We start from the raw sequence: 16542 nt of genomic DNA, 5'->3' as shown, positions 1-16542 counted from the left end.
GGCAAGGGTCGGCGGCGTTATTTCCAGAAATCGTCGAAAACAGTGATAGGCGGTCGACGTTTGTGCTCGGTTTTCAGATACCAGCCTTCAATGATTTTCGCGCTGTCCGGATCGATCGTTTTCCCTTCAAGGTAGTCATCGATCATGTCGTAGGTGACGCCCAGTGCGACTTCATCCTGCAGACCGGGGCGATCGTCTTCTAAATCGGCGGTCGGTTTTTTCAGATACAGATGTTCCGGGCAACCCAGCGTTTTCAGCAGCAGTTTGCCCTGGCGCTTATTGAGGCGGAAGATAGGGTTAATATCGCTGCCACCATCGCCGTACTTGGTAAAGAAGCCCGTGACGGCTTCTGCGCCATGGTCGGTGCCCACCACCACGCCTTTGGTCATACCGGCAATGCTGTACTGCGCTTTCATACGCTCACGGGCTTTCTCATTGCCGCGGACGAAATCCGACAGCACAATGCCGGCGTCTTTCAGCGCGCGCTCACTGGCCAGCACCGCTTCTTTAATATTGACCACCAGCGAGCGGTCTGGCTGGATGAAGGCCAGCGCATCCTGGCAGTCCTGCTCATCAGCCTGCACGCCGTAAGGCAGACGCACCGCGATAAAGGTGTAGTCGTTATCGCCTGTTTCCTGGCGAAGCTCCGTGATCGCCATCTGGGCCAGCTTGCCCGTCAGGGTAGAATCTTGTCCGCCGCTGATACCGAGTATTAACGCCTTCAGGCCGCTGTGGCGCGTTAAATACGCTTTGAGGAAATCCACGCTGGTACGAATTTCCTGCTGCGGATCGATAGTGGGTTTCACACCCAGTGCGGTAATGATTTCCTGCTGCAGTGACATCAACATCTCCTTAAGTCTTTAGCCAGCCGGCACAATACAAAGCCTGTCTTAAAGCTAACGCGCATCCCCGAAAACAACAAGCCAAAGCGGGTGATGTTTTCTTTTTGCTGGTCTGAATCCGACAAGTTTTACCTCAGCGGAGGTTTTTTTGCCAAAACGATAAAGGTCAGTATAGCCAGCATGAAGCAACCAAATATCGTCAACGTCATACTGATTACTGATGTGCCGCCCATCCCGGTTACCGGCACGGCGAGTGCGCCCAGAGTGAACATCGTCACGCCAATGACAGCCGATGCGCTACCGGCGCGTTGCCCCTGACTTTGCATCGCCAGTGAGGCGGCGGTGGTGGCAATGACACCATTGCTGGCAATCGAAAAGAACAGCGCAACCAGCAGCAGCGGGAGCGGGGCGTGCGTTAACCCGGCGGCCAGCAGCGCGCTGGAGGCCACGAATGCCAGCATCAGGCCGCCTTTCAGGACGCGATATTCACCCCACAGCGGGCAGAGGCGGGCGCTGGTCTGTGAGGCAATCACTAAACCGATACCGTTGGCGGCAAAGCAAACGCTGAACGCCTGGGGTGACAGACCGTAGATTTCCTGCAGCACGAACGGCGATGCGCCGATATAGGCGAACATGCCCGACATCATAAACCCTTGTGTCAGGCAGAAACCCATAAAGGCACGGTGGGTGATGACCTGCCCCAGCGCAGCATAAGCAGCAAAAACCGAGCCCTGACTCCGCCGATCAACGGGCAGACTTTCATGCAGTTTCCCGCGCGCCAGCAGGATGAGCAAAATGGCGATGCCGCTCAGCACAACAAAAATACCGCGCCAGTCCAGCACGGTCATCAGGGCTCCGCCCAGTACGGGGGCGCCAATAGGGGCAAGGCCGTTAACCAGCATCAGCAGCGCAAAAAAGCGCGTCAGTTCATGGCCATTGTACATATCGCGCGCTACTGCCCGTGACAGCACCGCACCGCCCGCTCCCGCTAATCCCTGAAACAGACGAGCCAGTAACAGTTGATCGATAGTCTGGGCAAGGGCGCAGCCCAGCGACGCGATAAACAACAACGTCAGTGACAGGGTCAGAGGGCGCAGACGACCAAATTTGTCGCTCATGGGACCAAACAGAAGCTGACCGGCGCCCAGTCCCAGCAGGCCAGCGGTAAGGCTGAGCTGTGCCGTAGACGTTGGCGTAGCCAGGTCACTGGCTAACTGCGGCAGGGCGGGCAGATACAGATCGATGCACAACGGTCCCAGCGCAGCCAGTAATCCCAGGGTGATGGCGTAAACCAGCCGGTTGGGTGAGGAAAGCGTCATTTGGCCTCTGATGATAATGTTTAAGTGACGTTGTCACAAAAGTGCATTCAGCGCGTCTTTTGTGCCTGTAAAAACGGCACTGGCCAACACGCAATGGTGCAGTGAGCCAGCATGCCTGGTCTGTTCTGGCGCATTTTAACAAATCCCGCGAGACAGATTGAGTTTAAGTCTGTCATTAACTTGATAAAAACCGTTTTATGTTCCAGGCTTTTCACCACATGGACAAAAAATGAGGAACAACAAGATGAATAAAGTGATGGGATGTATCGCTGCAGCGCTGACGCTGGCTGCGCTCTCTGGTTGTACGACTTACGATCGTGCGGAAAGCTACGTGACTAAGCCAGTGGTTAAGGACGTCAAAAAAGGCATGACCCGCCAGCAGGTCCGTCAGATTGCTGGCCCTGCTTCAACTGAAATCACCATGGTGCATGCGCGCGGTACCTGTCAGACCTATGTGATTGGCGAGCGTGACGGTAAAGCACAAACTTACTTCGTGAGCTATAACGATATGGGTCGCGTGATGAACTACGGCTTCCAGAGCTGTGCTGAATACGATACCGATCCGCAGGTTAAGCAGTAAATTTTCGCTGACCTGAGAAAACGGCTCGCTTATGGCGAGCCGTTTTTTTATCTCTACAGTCCAGCCGGACGCGGCACTTCAACGTAGCTGCCGTTAATCTCCCGCTGATAGTAATGCCCGTCCTGCACGTAGAACCGTCGGCCATTAAAATCCAGCACCCGCATACCGCCGACGCTGCTGACATAGGTCGGAGCAGGCGGCTCAACAACCACGTACTCATCACCGTGTCGCTGATAATAACTGCCATTCAGCAAATAGTAGGTTAATCCCCCAATCAGAACCGCCGTTGCCGCCACTGGCAGAACGTGGAAATGGTCAGGACCATGCCAGCGCGGCGCAGGACCATGCCAGCCCGGGCCGGGCCGGTACCAGTGAGGGCCGGGCCCCCAGTCGCCGGGGCGCGCAAACACTGCGCTGGGCGTAATCATCGCTAACGCGAGGAATGAAGCGATAACCGTTTTCATGTGCATTCTCCTGCTGTGACTCGCTGCAGAATTCTCCTTTTAGCGTCCAAAAACAAGCAGAAAGCGCACGTATTATTGCCCCTTTACCACGCTTAACGTTTCCTTAACGTGAATGTAAAGAGAGAGGGGAATAAGGAGAAACAGGCAGGGAAAAGGGAGAAGACCTGGCACCGGGTGCCAGGTCAGCTGTGATTAGCTGTGCTCTAATTCACGGTGTTCGTCTTGCTCAAGAACGCGTCGGTCTGTCAGGCCCAGCCAGCGACTGGTCAGGGAACCTGCGGTCATTGCACCATTCACGTTCAACGCGGTTCTGCCCATATCGATCAACGGCTCGATCGAAATCAGCAGTGCGACCAGCGTGACGGGCAGGCCCATCGCGGGCAGCACGATTAACGCCGCGAAAGTCGCGCCACCGCCGACACCGGCAACGCCCGCTGAGCTCAACGTCACAATGCCCACCAGAGTGGCAATCCACAGCGGATCAAACGGGTTAATGCCCACTGTCGGCGCTACCATCACGGCCAGCATGGTCGGATAAAGACCGGCACAACCGTTCTGCCCGATCGTAGCGCCAAACGACGCCGAGAAACTGGCAATGGATTCCGGCACGCCCAGACGACGGGTTTGCGCTTCCACGTTCAGCGGAATGCTGGCGGCACTGGAGCGGCTGGTGAAGGCAAAGGTCAGCACGGGCCAGACTTTGCGGAAAAAGCGCATAGGGTTGATGCCATTTACGGACAGCAGCAGACCGTGTACCACAAACATAATGCCCAGGCCCAGATAGGATGCGACCACGAAGCTACCCAGCTTAATGATGTCCTGCAGGTTCGATCCGGCAACCACTTTAGTCATCAGCGCCAGCACGCCGTAAGGCGTCAGTTTCATGATCAGGCGCACCAGCTTCATCACCCATGACTGCAGCGTATCGATCGCCGTCAGGACACGCTGCCCTTTCACTTCGTCATCTTTAAGCAGGTGCAGGGCCGCCACGCCCAAAAAGGCTGCGAAGATGACGACACTGATAATCGAGGTGGGGCTGGCACCGGTTAAATCGGCAAAGGGGTTTTTCGGGATAAAGGACAGGATAAGCTGCGGCGCCGTCAGATCGGCCACTTTGCCTACATAGTTATTCTGGATGGCGCTCAGACGCGCCGTTTCCTGGGCACCCTGTACCAGGCCGGTTGCATTAAGATGGAACAGCCCGGTCACGAAAACCCCGACCAGCGCCGCAATCGCGGTCGTAAACAGCAGCACCCCAATGGTCAGGAAACTGATTTTGCCCAGCGAAGAGGCGTTATGCAGGCGCGCCACCGCGCTCAGAATTGAGACAAAGACCAGCGGCATCACGATCATCTGCAACAGCTGGACATAGCCGTTACCGACCACGTTAAACCAGCCAATTGACGCTTTGACCGTATCGCTGTTACTGCCGTAAATAAACTGCAGCGCCAGGCCAAACGCGACGCCAAACACTAACCCGACCAGCACTTTTTTTGACAGACTCCAGTTGGCGCGGCTCAGGCGTGACAGCAGAAGCAGCAGCACCACAAAGGCAATGATATTAAGCGTTAAAGGGATATCCATAGAAACTCCGAATCATGCAGCATTCCCCTGGTAAGGAAAGCAAAAGTAGTTATTGTTCATACAGGTGTCCGGAAATGGTATCAGGTGAATTTAGTGCGATCTTATATCCAAATGGAATAGCTTATAACGTTGCCTGAGCGGCCAGTGGCTCAGGAGCCGGAATGCCCGGACAGGAGGCGGCTGACGCCGTTTTGCAAGGTATCAAATACCTGAGTGGGCCAGCCATTTTCGCCAAACGCAGGCATCCCTGGCGGGAACCACAGCGCGTAAGCCATCAGGCACAGGCACAGAGCGCGCTCCAGTTGATTGCCTTTTTGGCTGTTCAGAATGGGCAGACGAAAACGCCAGCGACAGGGCCAGAGCAGAGGAACGCCGGCCGGAGTGAGCATATCGGCCACAATGTGGCTCAGGTAACCCAGCGTCATGCCCTGCAGAACATCGGCGGGCACCGGCCAGCTTTTCGGCACGTTAATCTGAAACAGCCACAGGCCAGCCGCGACGGCAAGCAGGCTGTGGGTGAACCCGCGATGACCAAATGCCCGGGCAATGGGATGCGACAACCAGCGCAGGCGCTGGCCCAGCAATGACTTAGGATGATCGATGTCAGGCAGCAGGCAGGTCAGCAGGCTGGCGGGAATTAAATGCCACCAGTCCGCCTGAGCCATCACCGGGGTGAGCTCGGCCCGTTTCGCAAAAATGGCGCTGGCAACAGCAAAAAAGATATGGCCTTCGGCCGTCATGATAAACCTGGCTGCAAAAGAAACTGTCAATGCATCCAGTATAGGGATTTATCCAGTAAATGAGAACCTGTGACGCTGTAACGAAGCGTTAATTTTTAAGGGGATGCAACAGGTTACAGCGCCTTTGCCGTTAAGCCTGCAAATGCTCCCGCGTTAACTGCGTCAGGCTGCTCAGCTTCACGTCGGCAAGCGCCCAGCGGGCATCATCCTGATGGCTGGCTGCCGGAATCACAATTGATCGCATTCGTGCGGCTTTGCTTGCTACCATGCCGTTCACCGAATCTTCCAGCGCGACGCAGTGAAGCGGATCAATGCCCAGCGCCTCGGCGGCGTTGAGGTAGACCTGCGGATGCGGCTTGCTGTAGGGCAGATGTTCGGCGGAAGACAGCACATCAAAATAGTGATTCAGGTTAAACATCGCCAGTACCTGTTCCAGCATGAAGCGGGGCGATGCGGAAACCAGGCCGGTCTTCAGGCCGTGCTGTTTGCACAATGAGAGGGCGGACTCAACGCCGGGCAGAAGCGGGCGGTTTATCGCAATCAGTTCCATTGCACGGGCGATGATACGCTGTGTGACCGCTTCCTGACTCGGTCCCGACCAGGGCAACGTTTCGTACCACATGCGCACCGTCTGATCGATACGTAATCCGAGCGTATCGGGTAATTCGTGGCGTCGGGTCAAATCGATATTCAGGGTTGAGAAGATGTCCATTTCAGCCTGATCCCAGAGAGGTTCAGAATCAATCAACAATCCATCCATATCAAATAAAGCTGCAAAAACAGGGCGGTGGTAAGACATGTGTCGCTCCTTAAAAAGTTCAGGCTACCTTAGCATGAACACAGGGTTGGTGCGCAGATGAGGCGAAACGGGCGCAGGCCGCTCTTTTTTTTGGGAAAATTCTGCAAGGGCAGGTAGACTGAAGCAAATGGGATTTTGGGTTCAGGAGATATCATGACCTATCAACAGGCTGGCCGCATTGCCATCCTTAAGCGTGTCGCTGGCTGGGTGATTTTTTTACTCGCGTTGCTGTCTACCATCATTTCACTGCTGAGCTTTTTGTTTAAGCACAGTGAAAAGAAACCCGGTATTGATGCCGTGATGCTGGATTTCATTCATGTCATGGTGGATATGATTCGCTTTAATACGCCGTTTCTGAATGTGTTCTGGCAAAACTCACCGGTGCCCGAGTTCAATGGACAGATGAATCTGGGCTTCTGGCTTATCTATATTTTGATTTTTGTCGGGCTGGCGCTGGAAGCGTCCGGTGCGCGCATGGGACGTCAGGTGCGCCATGTGCGGGAAGGGATTGAAGATCAGATGATTCTTGAGCAGGCAAAAGGCAGCGATGGCCGGACCCGGCAGCAGCTGGAAGAAAAGGTACGGGTCCCGCGCCACACCATTTTTCTGCAGATTTTCCCGCTCTACATCCTGCCGCTGGTGATTGCCATCGCCGGTTACTTTCTGCTTTCTCTGCTTGGTTTTCTCTAAACGATCAGGCCGGTTTCACCTGACCGGCTGCCCGTGCATCGTCATCCAGCAACTGGCCCACGGCAAACTGCGCCGCGCCCAGCCAGTTGCCGCCAAACACGTTGGCCCGGTTCAGGAGATAGTAAAGCTGATAAACCGGCTGACGCTGCGAAAAGCCATCGGGTAATGGCCAGCTCTGGTGATAACCGTCAAAGATCGCCTTCGGCAGATCGGTAAACCAGCTCAGCATCGCCAGGTCGCATTCCCGGTCGCCCCAGTAACAGGCAGGATCGAAAATCCAGGGGCCAGTCTCGCTGCCCGCACAGTTAGCTGGCCACAGATCGCCGTGGAGCAGGGAAGGTTGAGGGTGATGGGACGCCAGGGTCCGTTGCACACAATCAATAATCCGTTCGGCATCGCCGTACAGAATGCCTTTCTCAGCGGCAATCTGCAGTTGCCAGCCGATTCGTTGCTCCGCAAAGAAAACTGACCAGCGCCGCAACCAGCTGTTGGGCTGTGGTGTAGAGGTCAGATTATTATCGAAATCAAGCCCGAACTGAGGTTGCTCGCTCCACTGATGCAGACGCGCCAACTGCTCGCCTAACTGGTAGGCGCTCTGCGGATCCAGGGGCTGAGGTTTGATATATTCCAGCAGCAGGAAACTGTAGTCACGATCGCTGCCAACGCCATAAACGTCCGGAACGCGGACCGTCTGGGTACGGCGCAGCAGGGCGAGTTGATCGGCTTCCCAGCTAAACAGGGACACTTTATCGCGGCTGTTGCACTTCACAAACACATCCTGCTCACCATAGCGGATGAGCCAGGCGGGATGCACATCACCCCCGGGGAGTTCGTGACGTTGGGTAATTTCGGCGTTGCCAAATTGCTCGTTTAACAGACGACTAATGGCTGACCACATCGGGTTATCCTCTTTATTCGCTGCCTGAGTTCAATTGTAACGCGGACGCACGCGATAAAAACCTGCGCGTGTGCACAGACTAGTCTGCGGCACCTGTTGCTTGGCGCAGAAAGTCGTCAAGCGTGGTCAACGTCACGTCGGGTTTCTGGCCCAGCGCGCTTTCGCCCGCGGCAAGAGCCTGCTGTTTTAGCGCGGCCTCATCCAGTGTGGTGACAATGCCAAAACTGTTGGTGCCAAGCTCATGGGCGGTGCCACTGTCATCCATTAACGTGGTAGAGAAGCCCCCTGATGTCAGAGCACCGGTCAGGTTCAGAACGTCACTGAGTCCGGCTTCCTGATAATGAAAGGTCACGACATAGCGATGTAGATCTCCACTGCTCATTTTGCACCTCGAAAGGGTTAAATATCACACAGCGTAGTACAGGGTGAAAAAACAGGCGAATAATGAAGGGGATGAGCCAACAATTCGGACTAAACTGTTTACCGTTTGTGCGGATGCTGGCGACCCGAACGTATGTAAATCTTGTAAACGAACAGATGTTATTTGGCAAAAACAACTCTATAATGCGCGCCGAACTCAGGTTAACGTCCAGCAAATACGGGACGTTACGCTAATGCATGATGTTCTGAGCGAATTCATATCTCTTTACAAAAGTTACGGTAAAGGGGATTGATCGCACCGGGAAACCCTTCAGAATCTTCGTTTTCAAAACTGTTGCACGGATCACACTTAATGAACGCCTTTAACAAGCTGTCTGCTGTTCTATTGCTCTCTGCCGGAGCGTTTTGTCACCAGGCGCTGGCCGATAACGCGGTCTTCACCGCGATGGATGACCCTTCAACGGCGAAAAAGCCTTTTGAAGGATCGGCCTCTGCAGGTTACCTGGCGCAAACCGGTAACACCACCAGCTCATCGTTGACCGCACAGACCAACATGACCTGGTATACAGAATCAATGGCCTACAGCTTGTGGGGCAATGCCGCGAATACCTCTGCAAACGATGAGCGCTCGTCCGAAACCTATAACGTAGGTGCGCGTTCGCGTTACAACATGAGCGCCTATGACTACCTGTTTGGTCAGGCAAGCTGGTTAAGTGACCGTTACAATGGTTATGACGGACGCGATGTCCTGACCGCCGGTTATGGTCGTCAGATCCTGAATGGCCCGGTGCATTCACTGCGTGCGGAATTCGGTCCTGGTGTCCGTTACGACGATTACCGCGAAGGTGGCCATAAAACGCAGGCGCTGGCTTACGGTGCGGTGAGCTACCAGTGGCAGCTGACAGATACCACCAAATTCATTCAGGGTGTTTCCGTGCTGAGCTCACTGGGTGACGATACGACAGTGAACTCTGAAACGGGCTTACAGGTAGCGATTAACGACCATTTCGCCCTGAAACTGGCGTATAACGTCACCTGGAACAACAATCCACCTGAGTCTGCGCCCGACCATACGGATACCAAAACCACGGTCATGCTGACGTACGCGATGTAATCCGCGTTAACTCTGTCTGACGGAGAAGCGGTCTGGCCTGGGGCCTGGCCGCTTTTTTTTGATCTGTCTGAGAGTTAGCGGAAAGGCATGGGTTTTGCTCACGTCTGAAAACTGCTATTATTCGTGCCGCATCAACTTCCTGGCGACATTCCGACAATGTGGGTCTGATTTCACGCCAGGTGAATCAAACTACTCAATTTTGTATGTAGGCTTTCGTGTGGCTTACCACTGCAACTAAGGACATTCTATGCCTGTAATTACGCTTCCTGATGGCAGCCAGCGCACTTATGATCGCCCTGTCAGCGTGATGGACATCGCGCTTGATATCGGCCCCGGTCTGGCCAAAGCCTGTATCGCCGGACGAGTGAACGGTGAACTGGTCGATGCGGTTGATCCCATCACCGACGACGCGTCTGTCGCCATTATTACTGCAAAAGACGAAGCGGGTCTTGAAATCATCCGTCACTCTTGCGCGCACCTGTTAGGCCATGCCATTAAGCAGCTGTGGCCCGACACGAAAATGGCTATTGGTCCGGTTATCGACAACGGTTTCTACTATGATGTCGACATCGATCGCACGCTGACCCAGGAAGATATTGAGCTGCTGGAAAAACGCATGCATCAGTTGGCTGAGACCAACTACGATGTCGTGAAGAAGAAGGTCAGCTGGCAGGAAGCGCGCGATGTCTTCGCGGCGCGGGGTGAAGTCTATAAGACCACCATCCTGGACGAGAATATCAGCCATGATGATCGCCCTGGGCTGTATCATCATGAAGAATACGTCGATATGTGCCGCGGTCCGCACGTACCGAATATGCGTTTTTGTCACCATTTCAAACTGCAGAAAATTTCAGGCGCCTACTGGCGTGGCGACAGCGACAACAAAATGTTGCAGCGCATCTACGGCACCGCCTGGGCCGATAAAAAGCAGCTGTCTGCCTATCTGCAGCGTCTGGAAGAAGCGGCGAAGCGCGACCACCGTAAGATCGGTAAACAGCTCGACCTCTACCATATGCAGGAAGAAGCGCCGGGTATGGTTTTCTGGCATAATGACGGCTGGACAATTTTCCGTGAACTGGAAGTGTTCGTCCGCAGTAAGCTGAAAGAGTACCAGTACCAGGAAGTAAAAGGTCCGTTCATGATGGACCGCGTGCTGTGGGAAAAAACCGGTCACTGGGAAAACTACAAAGATGCGATGTTTACGACCTCTTCGGAGAACCGTGAGTACTGCATCAAGCCAATGAACTGCCCGGGTCATGTGCAAATCTTTAATCAGGGGCTGAAATCCTATCGCGATTTGCCACTGCGTATGGCCGAATTCGGGAGCTGCCACCGTAATGAACCCTCAGGTGCGTTACATGGTCTGATGCGCGTTCGTGGCTTTACTCAGGATGATGCCCATATTTTCTGTACGGAAGATCAACTGCGCGCCGAAGTGAACAGCTGTATCCGCATGGTTTACGACATGTACAGCACCTTTGGCTTTGAAAAGATCGTGGTGAAACTGTCTACCCGTCCTGAAAAACGCATCGGTTCTGATGAAACCTGGGATCGTGCAGAAGAGGATCTGGCTGCGGCGCTCAATGAAAACAACATTGCGTTTGAATACCAGCCGGGTGAGGGCGCCTTCTACGGCCCGAAAATTGAATTTACTCTATACGATTGCCTTGACCGTGCCTGGCAGTGCGGAACAGTTCAGCTAGACTTTTCCCTGCCTAAACGTCTGGATGCCACTTACGTGGGTGAAAACAACGATCGTCAGACGCCCGTGATGATTCACCGTGCGATTCTGGGGTCGATGGAACGCTTTATCGGTATTTTGACCGAAGAGTTTGCCGGTTTCTTCCCTAGCTGGCTGGCACCAGTGCAGGCTGTCGTCATGAATATTACCGACGGTCAGGCAGAATATGTTGAGACTTTGACACGTAAATTGCAGAATGCTGGCATTCGTGTGAAAGCGGACTTGAGAAACGAGAAGATAGGCTTTAAAATCCGCGAGCACACATTACGTCGCGTCCCTTATATGTTGGTCTGTGGTGATAAAGAGGTGGAAGCTGGCAAAGTGGCCGTTCGCACCCGCCGTGGTAAAGACCTTGGGTCGATGGATGTCGATGTGTTTGTTGAGAAGCTGCAGCAAGAGATTCGCAGCCGCAATCTTCACCAATTGGAGGAATAAGGTATTAAAGGCGGAAAACGAGTACAACCTACGCGTCCGAATCGCATCAACAGTGAAATTCGCGCAACAGAAGTGCGCTTAACAGGCGTTGAAGGCGAGCAACTTGGTATTGTCAGTCTACGCGAAGCTTTGGAAAAAGCTGAGGAAGCGGGTGTAGATTTAGTTGAAATCAGCCCGAACGCCGAACCGCCGGTTTGCCGCATTATGGATTACGGCAAGTTCCTCTATGAAAAAAGCAAATCTTCTAAGGAACAGAAGAAGAAGCAAAAAGTTATTCAGGTTAAGGAAATTAAATTCCGTCCTGGAACCGATGATGGCGACTATCAGGTCAAACTACGCAACCTGATTCGCTTTCTGGAAGAAGGCGATAAAGCCAAAATCACGCTGCGTTTCCGCGGTCGTGAGATGGCGCACCAGCAGATCGGTATGGAAGTGCTTAACCGCGTCCGTAAAGACCTGTGTGATGATCTGGATTTGGCTATTGTCGAATCCTTCCCTTCGAAGATCGAAGGCCGCCAGATGATCATGGTGCTCGCACCTAAGAAGAAACAGTAGGCATTCAAGTAGCAATGACCGCGCAGCGCTCGCGTTGTGCGGTTTGTTGTTCGCCTGTCTGGGTCATGTTATCAACAATGCGAAGTGGATATTTTTTAAAATGCCAAAGATTAAAACTGTACGTGGCGCGGCTAAGCGCTTCAAGAAGACCGCTTCTGGCGGCTTCAAGCGTAAACACGCGAACCTGCGTCATATTCTGACTAAGAAATCTACCAAGCGTAAACGTCACCTGCGTCCGAAAGGCATGGTGTCTAAAGGCGATCTGGGTCTGGTTGTTGCCTGCCTGCCGTACGCATAAGTAAATTTTTTTAATTAATTCAGAATATTAAACAGGAGAGCTAAATGGCTCGTGTAAAACGTGGTGTAGTTGCTCGCGCACGTCACAAAAAAATCTTAAAACAAGCTAAAGGTTACTACGGTGCACGTTCACGTGTTTACCGCGTTGCATTCCAGGCTGTTATCAAAGCTGGTCAGTATGCTTACCGCGACCGTCGTCAACGTAAGCGTCAGTTCCGTCAGCTGTGGATCGCGCGTATCAACGCAGCGGCGCGTCAGAACGGTATGTCTTACAGCCGTTTCATCAATGGTCTGAAAAAAGCAGCCATTGAAATTGACCGTAAAATCCTGGCCGACATCGCTGTATTCGACAAAGTGGCATTCACTGCACTGGTAGAAAAAGCGAAATCAGCTCTGGCGTAAGTCAGTTGAAAAAGGGAGCTTGCTCCCTTTTTTATTACCTGTAACCTGAGCAAAAGATTGACTTTTTCGCCTCTGCGCTTTTCAATAGTGCCGTTGAGTATCACGACAAGGTAACGCAAGCATGAATGCTGCTATTTTCCGTTTCTTTTTTTACTTTAGCGCCTGACAATCAGGGGCTTTTGCGCATAAGAAAAGAAACGAAAAATCGCGCTGAAAGCCTCCCACGTGGAGGCTTTTTTATTTTTGGCGCTGGCATATTGGACCGGCAGGTCCCAACAAGTACTAACCAGCCTGACTGGAAAAAGAGGAAAACATGTCCCAACTAGCAGAACTGGTGGCGAACGCCACGGCGGCCATCGACGGGGCGACCGATATCGCCGCCCTTGACGCGGTGCGCGTCGAATATCTGGGGAAAAAAGGGCATCTGACTTTGCAGATGACCACGTTGCGTGAGCTGCCAGCAGAAGAGCGTCCAGCAGCCGGTGCCGTGATTAACGAAGCCAAACAGCAGGTGACAGATCGTCTGAATGCCCGCAAAGAAGCGATGGAGTCGGCGGCGCTCAACGCCCGTCTGGCGGCGGAAACCATCGATGTCTCGCTGCCGGGACGCCGTATCGAAAACGGTGGGCTGCATCCGGTTACCCGTACTATCGATCGCATCGAAACCTTCTTTGGTGAACTGGGCTTTGCGGTGGTGACCGGCCCGGAAATTGAAGACGATTACCATAACTTTGACGCGCTGAATATCCCCGGCCATCACCCGGCACGTGCCGATCATGACACCTTCTGGTTCGATGCCACTCGCCTGCTGCGTACGCAAACATCCGGAGTACAGATCCGCACGATGAAAAACCAGCAGCCGCCGCTGCGCATTATCGCCCCGGGCCGCGTGTACCGTAACGACTACGATCAGACGCACACGCCGATGTTCCACCAGATGGAAGGCCTGATCGTCGATAAGAACATCAACTTCACCAACCTGAAAGGCACGCTGCACGATTTCCTGAACAACTTCTTTGAGGAAGATTTGCAGATCCGTTTCCGTCCGTCTTACTTCCCGTTCACCGAACCGTCTGCGGAAGTGGATGTGATGGGGAAAAACGGCAAGTGGCTGGAAGTGCTGGGCTGCGGCATGGTGCATCCTAACGTGCTGCGCAACGTCGGTATCGATCCGGAAGTCTACTCGGGCTTCGCCTTTGGTATGGGCATGGAGCGTCTGACCATGCTGCGTTACGGCGTGACCGATTTACGCGCATTCTTCGAAAATGATTTACGTTTCCTCAAACAATTTAAGTAAGGGCAGGTTATCCAATGAAATTCAGTGAACTCTGGTTACGCGAATGGGTAAATCCAGCCCTTGACAGCGCAGCGCTGTCAGAACAAATCACCATGGCGGGTCTGGAAGTGGATGGCGTTGAGCCAGTGGCTGGCGCGTTTCATGGCGTGGTGGTCGGTGAGGTCGTAGAGTGCGGTCAGCACCCGAATGCCGACAAGCTGCGTGTGACCAAAATCAACACCGGGGGCGATCGTCTGCTGGACATCGTGTGCGGTGCGCCGAACTGTCGTCAGGGCCTGAAAGTAGCCGTCGCCACCGTGGGTGCCGTTCTGCCGGGCGATTTCAAAATCAAAGCCGCAAAGCTGCGCGGTGAACCCTCGGAAGGCATGCTGTGCTCGTTCTCGGAGCTGGGTATTTCCGATGATCACAATGGCATTATTGAACTGCCTGCCGATGCGCCTGTGGGCACCGATATCCGTGACTATCTGCAGTTAGATGACAACACCATCGAAATCAGCGTGACGCCTAACCGCGCTGACTGTCTGGGCATCATGGGCATCGCTCGGGATGTTGCCGTCCTGAACGGCCTGCCGCTGAATGCGCCCGCCATCGAGCCGGTCACTGCCACGATTCCCGATACCTTCCCGATTCGCGTTGACGCGACCGATGCCTGTCCTCGCTATTTAGGCCGGGTGGTCAAAGGCGTGAACGTTGCCGCAGCAACGCCGCTGTGGATGAGAGAGAAACTGCGCCGCTGCGGTATTCGCTCTATCGATCCGGTCGTGGATATCACCAACTACGTGCTGCTGGAGCTGGGTCAGCCGATGCACGCCTTCGATCTGGATCGTCTTGACGGCGGGATCGTGGTGCGCATGGCAGAAGAGGGCGAAGCACTCACGCTGCTGGACGGTACAGAAGCCAGACTCAGCAGCGATACGCTGGTCATTGCTGACCACCAGAAAGCGCTGGCGATGGGCGGCATTTTTGGCGGTGAGCATTCCGGCGTAAACACCGAAACGCAAAATATTTTACTGGAATGCGCCTGGTTTGAGCCGCTGGCGATTACCGGCCGGGCGCGTCGTCATGGTTTGCATACGGATGCTTCACATCGTTACGAGCGTGGTGTGGATTCGGCGCTGCAGCACAAGGCGATGGCGCGGGCGACGCAGCTGCTGCTGAGCATCTGTGGCGGCGAAGCCGGTCCGGTTATCGATCAGACGGTAGAGGCCGCGTTGCCGGTGCCTGCCACTATCACCTTACGTCGTGAGAAGCTGGATCGCTTAATCGGTCATGTGGTCAGCGATGCCCAGGTGAACGACATTCTGACCCGCCTCGGTTGTCAGGTGAACGTAGGCAATCAGGAATGGCAGGCGGTCGCACCGACCTGGCGCTTCGATATGGCTATCGAAGAAGACCTGGTGGAAGAGATTGCGCGCATCTACGGTTATAACAATATCCCGAACGTGCCGGTGCAGGCCGGGCTGGTAATGACGAAGCACCGTGAAGCCAACCTGTCGCTGAAACGCGCGAAGATGCTGCTGGTGGATAAAGGCTATCAGGAGGCCATTACCTACAGCTTCGTGGATCCAAAAGTCCAGCAGTTGCTGCATCCCGGCGAAGAGGCATTGCTGCTGCCAAGCCCGATTTCCAGCGATATGTCCACCATGCGTCTGTCGCTGTGGACCGGTTTGCTGAGCGCCGTGGTCTATAACCAGAATCGTCAGCAGAGCCGCGTGCGCCTGTTTGAGAGCGGCCTGCGTTTTGTGCCTGATACACAGGCAGATTTAGGTATCCGTCAGGATTTGATGCTGGCCGGCGTACTGAGTGGCAATCGCTTCGAAGAGCACTGGGATCTGGCGCGCCAGGCGGTTGACTTCTATGATTTGAAAGGCGATTTAGAGTCATTACTGGATTTAACCGGTAAGCTCGACGCCATCACTTTCCGTGCAGAAGCGAATCCGGCGTTACATCCGGGACAAAGTGCGGCAATTTATTTGCATGATGAACGAATCGGATTTATCGGAGTGGTTCATCCCGAACTTGAACGTAAGCTGGATCTCAACGGTCGCACCTTAGTCTTTGAACTGCTTTGGAATAAGGTCGCAGACCGCGTCCTGCCTGATGCGCAAGAGATTTCGCGCTTCCCGGCAAACCGCCGAGATATCGCCGTTGTTGTGGCGGAAAACGTGCCCGCAGCAGATATCATCGCAGAGTGTAAGAAAGTTGGCGTAAATCAGGTAGTTGGCGTAAACTTGTTTGACGTGTACCGAGGTAAGGGTGTTTCCGAGGGCTATAAGAGCCTCGCAATCAGCCTGATTTTGCAGGATACCAGCCGGACACTCGAAGAAGAGGAGATTGCCGCGACGGTTGCCAAATGCGTTGCGGCATTAAAAGAGCGATTCCAGGCAACCTTGAGGGATTGAAC

General features: G+C 54.0%; 18 protein-coding genes and 1 other annotated feature. Of the genes, 10 read left to right on the top strand and 8 right to left on the bottom strand.

What is annotated here, in order from left to right; genetic code table 11:
* Window positions 1–17 precede the first annotated feature (17 nt).
* Complete coding sequence (gene nadE / locus GC090_RS11790) at window positions 18–842, bottom strand: NAD(+) synthase (protein ID WP_033741113.1); 825 nt, start codon at window positions 840–842, stop codon at window positions 18–20.
* 128 nt (window positions 843–970) lie between these two features.
* Window positions 971–2161: a multidrug effflux MFS transporter gene (locus GC090_RS11785; protein WP_324019854.1), complete on the bottom strand. Its 1191-nt coding sequence runs from the start codon at window positions 2159–2161 to the stop codon at window positions 971–973.
* Window positions 2162–2405: 244 nt separating this feature from the next.
* On the opposite strand from GC090_RS11785, the gene osmE reads away from it, so the two are divergent.
* On the top strand, window positions 2406–2741 hold the full coding sequence (gene osmE / locus GC090_RS11780) for an osmotically-inducible lipoprotein OsmE (RefSeq protein WP_006118944.1): 336 nt from the start codon (window positions 2406–2408) through the stop codon (window positions 2739–2741).
* A gap of 53 nt (window positions 2742–2794) precedes the next feature.
* On the opposite strand, the gene GC090_RS11775 is transcribed toward osmE, so the two are convergent.
* The 4 genes from GC090_RS11775 to hxpB form a co-directional block, all read right to left on the bottom strand.
* Window positions 2795–3205, bottom strand: coding sequence for a DUF6515 family protein (locus GC090_RS11775; protein WP_277281936.1), 411 nt, complete (start codon window positions 3203–3205; stop codon window positions 2795–2797).
* 192 nt (window positions 3206–3397) lie between these two features.
* Window positions 3398–4789: an L-cystine transporter gene (locus GC090_RS11770; RefSeq protein WP_006118946.1), complete on the bottom strand. Its 1392-nt coding sequence runs from the start codon at window positions 4787–4789 to the stop codon at window positions 3398–3400.
* A gap of 149 nt (window positions 4790–4938) precedes the next feature.
* Window positions 4939–5529 (bottom strand): metal-dependent hydrolase, encoded by a 591-nt coding sequence (locus GC090_RS11765; RefSeq protein WP_033741117.1) that lies wholly within the window; start codon window positions 5527–5529, stop codon window positions 4939–4941.
* Between the two features lie 130 nt (window positions 5530–5659).
* Window positions 5660–6328, bottom strand: a complete 669-nt coding sequence (gene hxpB / locus GC090_RS11760) for a hexitol phosphatase HxpB (protein WP_039340657.1) — start codon at window positions 6326–6328, stop codon at window positions 5660–5662.
* Window positions 6329–6481: 153 nt separating this feature from the next.
* On the opposite strand from hxpB, the gene GC090_RS11755 reads away from it, so the two are divergent.
* Window positions 6482–7018, top strand: coding sequence for a YniB family protein (locus tag GC090_RS11755; protein WP_039340653.1), 537 nt, complete (start codon window positions 6482–6484; stop codon window positions 7016–7018).
* A gap of 4 nt (window positions 7019–7022) precedes the next feature.
* Here the strand turns inward: GC090_RS11755 and GC090_RS11750 are convergent, their stop codons facing one another.
* Together GC090_RS11750 and ghoS are read right to left on the bottom strand one after the other, a co-directional pair.
* On the bottom strand, window positions 7023–7916 hold the full coding sequence (locus tag GC090_RS11750; RefSeq protein WP_324019852.1) for a fructosamine kinase family protein: 894 nt from the start codon (window positions 7914–7916) through the stop codon (window positions 7023–7025).
* 79 nt (window positions 7917–7995) lie between these two features.
* Window positions 7996–8298, bottom strand: coding sequence for a type V toxin-antitoxin system endoribonuclease antitoxin GhoS (gene ghoS / locus GC090_RS11745; protein ID WP_006118951.1), 303 nt, complete (start codon window positions 8296–8298; stop codon window positions 7996–7998).
* A gap of 351 nt (window positions 8299–8649) precedes the next feature.
* Between ghoS and GC090_RS11740 the strand changes: the two genes are divergently transcribed.
* The 8 genes from GC090_RS11740 to pheT all read left to right on the top strand — a co-directional run bounded on the left by GC090_RS11740 (window position 8650) and on the right by pheT (window position 16540).
* Window positions 8650–9411 (top strand): DUF481 domain-containing protein, encoded by a 762-nt coding sequence (locus GC090_RS11740; RefSeq protein ID WP_006118952.1) that lies wholly within the window; start codon window positions 8650–8652, stop codon window positions 9409–9411.
* Between the two features lie 247 nt (window positions 9412–9658).
* Complete coding sequence (gene thrS, locus GC090_RS11735) at window positions 9659–11587, top strand: threonine--tRNA ligase (RefSeq protein ID WP_006118953.1); 1929 nt, start codon at window positions 9659–9661, stop codon at window positions 11585–11587.
* A gap of 3 nt (window positions 11588–11590) precedes the next feature.
* Window positions 11591–12142, top strand: a complete 552-nt coding sequence (gene infC, locus GC090_RS11730) for a translation initiation factor IF-3 (RefSeq protein ID WP_006118954.1) — start codon at window positions 11591–11593, stop codon at window positions 12140–12142.
* A gap of 100 nt (window positions 12143–12242) precedes the next feature.
* Window positions 12243–12440: a 50S ribosomal protein L35 gene (gene rpmI, locus GC090_RS11725; RefSeq protein ID WP_006118955.1), complete on the top strand. Its 198-nt coding sequence runs from the start codon at window positions 12243–12245 to the stop codon at window positions 12438–12440.
* A gap of 44 nt (window positions 12441–12484) precedes the next feature.
* The gene (gene rplT, locus GC090_RS11720; protein WP_006118956.1) at window positions 12485–12841 is read left to right on the top strand and encodes a 50S ribosomal protein L20; all 357 of its coding nucleotides are present in this window, start codon (window positions 12485–12487) and stop codon (window positions 12839–12841) included.
* Window positions 12842–12957: 116 nt separating this feature from the next.
* Window positions 12958–13083, top strand: a sequence feature (Phe leader region).
* Entirely contained in the window at window positions 12963–13007 is a 45-nt protein-coding gene (gene pheM / locus GC090_RS11715; protein ID WP_106120997.1) for a pheST operon leader peptide PheM, read from the top strand. It overlaps the preceding feature by 45 nt.
* A 71-nt stretch (window positions 13084–13154) precedes the next feature.
* Entirely contained in the window at window positions 13155–14138 is a 984-nt protein-coding gene (gene pheS / locus GC090_RS11710) for a phenylalanine--tRNA ligase subunit alpha (RefSeq protein ID WP_033741123.1), read from the top strand.
* Window positions 14139–14152: 14 nt separating this feature from the next.
* Complete coding sequence (pheT, locus tag GC090_RS11705; RefSeq protein WP_324019845.1) at window positions 14153–16540, top strand: phenylalanine--tRNA ligase subunit beta; 2388 nt, start codon at window positions 14153–14155, stop codon at window positions 16538–16540.
* Window positions 16541–16542: the final 2 nt, after the last annotated feature.

It is taken from the genome of Pantoea sp. JZ29 (genome assembly GCF_035190385.1).
GTDB lineage: Bacteria > Pseudomonadota > Gammaproteobacteria > Enterobacterales > Enterobacteriaceae > Pantoea > Pantoea stewartii.
The sequence above is the reverse complement of the archived record's forward strand: the minus strand, read 5'-3'. Positions and strand labels throughout refer to the sequence as shown.

Excerpts from the sequence above, each read along its gene's own strand:
- hxpB (WP_039340657.1), bottom strand. The coding sequence starts at position 6,328 with ATGTCTTACCACCGCCCTGTTTTTGCAGCTTTATTTGATATGGATGGA.
- rpmI (WP_006118955.1), top strand. The coding sequence starts at position 12,243 with ATGCCAAAGATTAAAACTGTACGTGGCGCGGCTAAGCGCTTCAAGAAG.
- thrS (WP_006118953.1), top strand. The coding sequence starts at position 9,659 with ATGCCTGTAATTACGCTTCCTGATGGCAGCCAGCGCACTTATGATCGC.
- nadE (WP_033741113.1), bottom strand. The coding sequence starts at position 842 with ATGTCACTGCAGCAGGAAATCATTACCGCACTGGGTGTGAAACCCACT.
- GC090_RS11785 (WP_324019854.1), bottom strand. The coding sequence starts at position 2,161 with ATGACGCTTTCCTCACCCAACCGGCTGGTTTACGCCATCACCCTGGGA.
- GC090_RS11765 (WP_033741117.1), bottom strand. The coding sequence starts at position 5,529 with ATGACGGCCGAAGGCCATATCTTTTTTGCTGTTGCCAGCGCCATTTTT.
- GC090_RS11740 (WP_006118952.1), top strand. The coding sequence starts at position 8,650 with ATGAACGCCTTTAACAAGCTGTCTGCTGTTCTATTGCTCTCTGCCGGA.
- GC090_RS11750 (WP_324019852.1), bottom strand. The coding sequence starts at position 7,916 with ATGTGGTCAGCCATTAGTCGTCTGTTAAACGAGCAATTTGGCAACGCC.
- rplT (WP_006118956.1), top strand. The coding sequence starts at position 12,485 with ATGGCTCGTGTAAAACGTGGTGTAGTTGCTCGCGCACGTCACAAAAAA.
- osmE (WP_006118944.1), top strand. The coding sequence starts at position 2,406 with ATGAATAAAGTGATGGGATGTATCGCTGCAGCGCTGACGCTGGCTGCG.
- GC090_RS11770 (WP_006118946.1), bottom strand. The coding sequence starts at position 4,789 with ATGGATATCCCTTTAACGCTTAATATCATTGCCTTTGTGGTGCTGCTG.
- GC090_RS11775 (WP_277281936.1), bottom strand. The coding sequence starts at position 3,205 with ATGAAAACGGTTATCGCTTCATTCCTCGCGTTAGCGATGATTACGCCC.
- pheS (WP_033741123.1), top strand. The coding sequence starts at position 13,155 with ATGTCCCAACTAGCAGAACTGGTGGCGAACGCCACGGCGGCCATCGAC.
- GC090_RS11755 (WP_039340653.1), top strand. The coding sequence starts at position 6,482 with ATGACCTATCAACAGGCTGGCCGCATTGCCATCCTTAAGCGTGTCGCT.
- pheT (WP_324019845.1), top strand. The coding sequence starts at position 14,153 with ATGAAATTCAGTGAACTCTGGTTACGCGAATGGGTAAATCCAGCCCTT.
- ghoS (WP_006118951.1), bottom strand. The coding sequence starts at position 8,298 with ATGAGCAGTGGAGATCTACATCGCTATGTCGTGACCTTTCATTATCAG.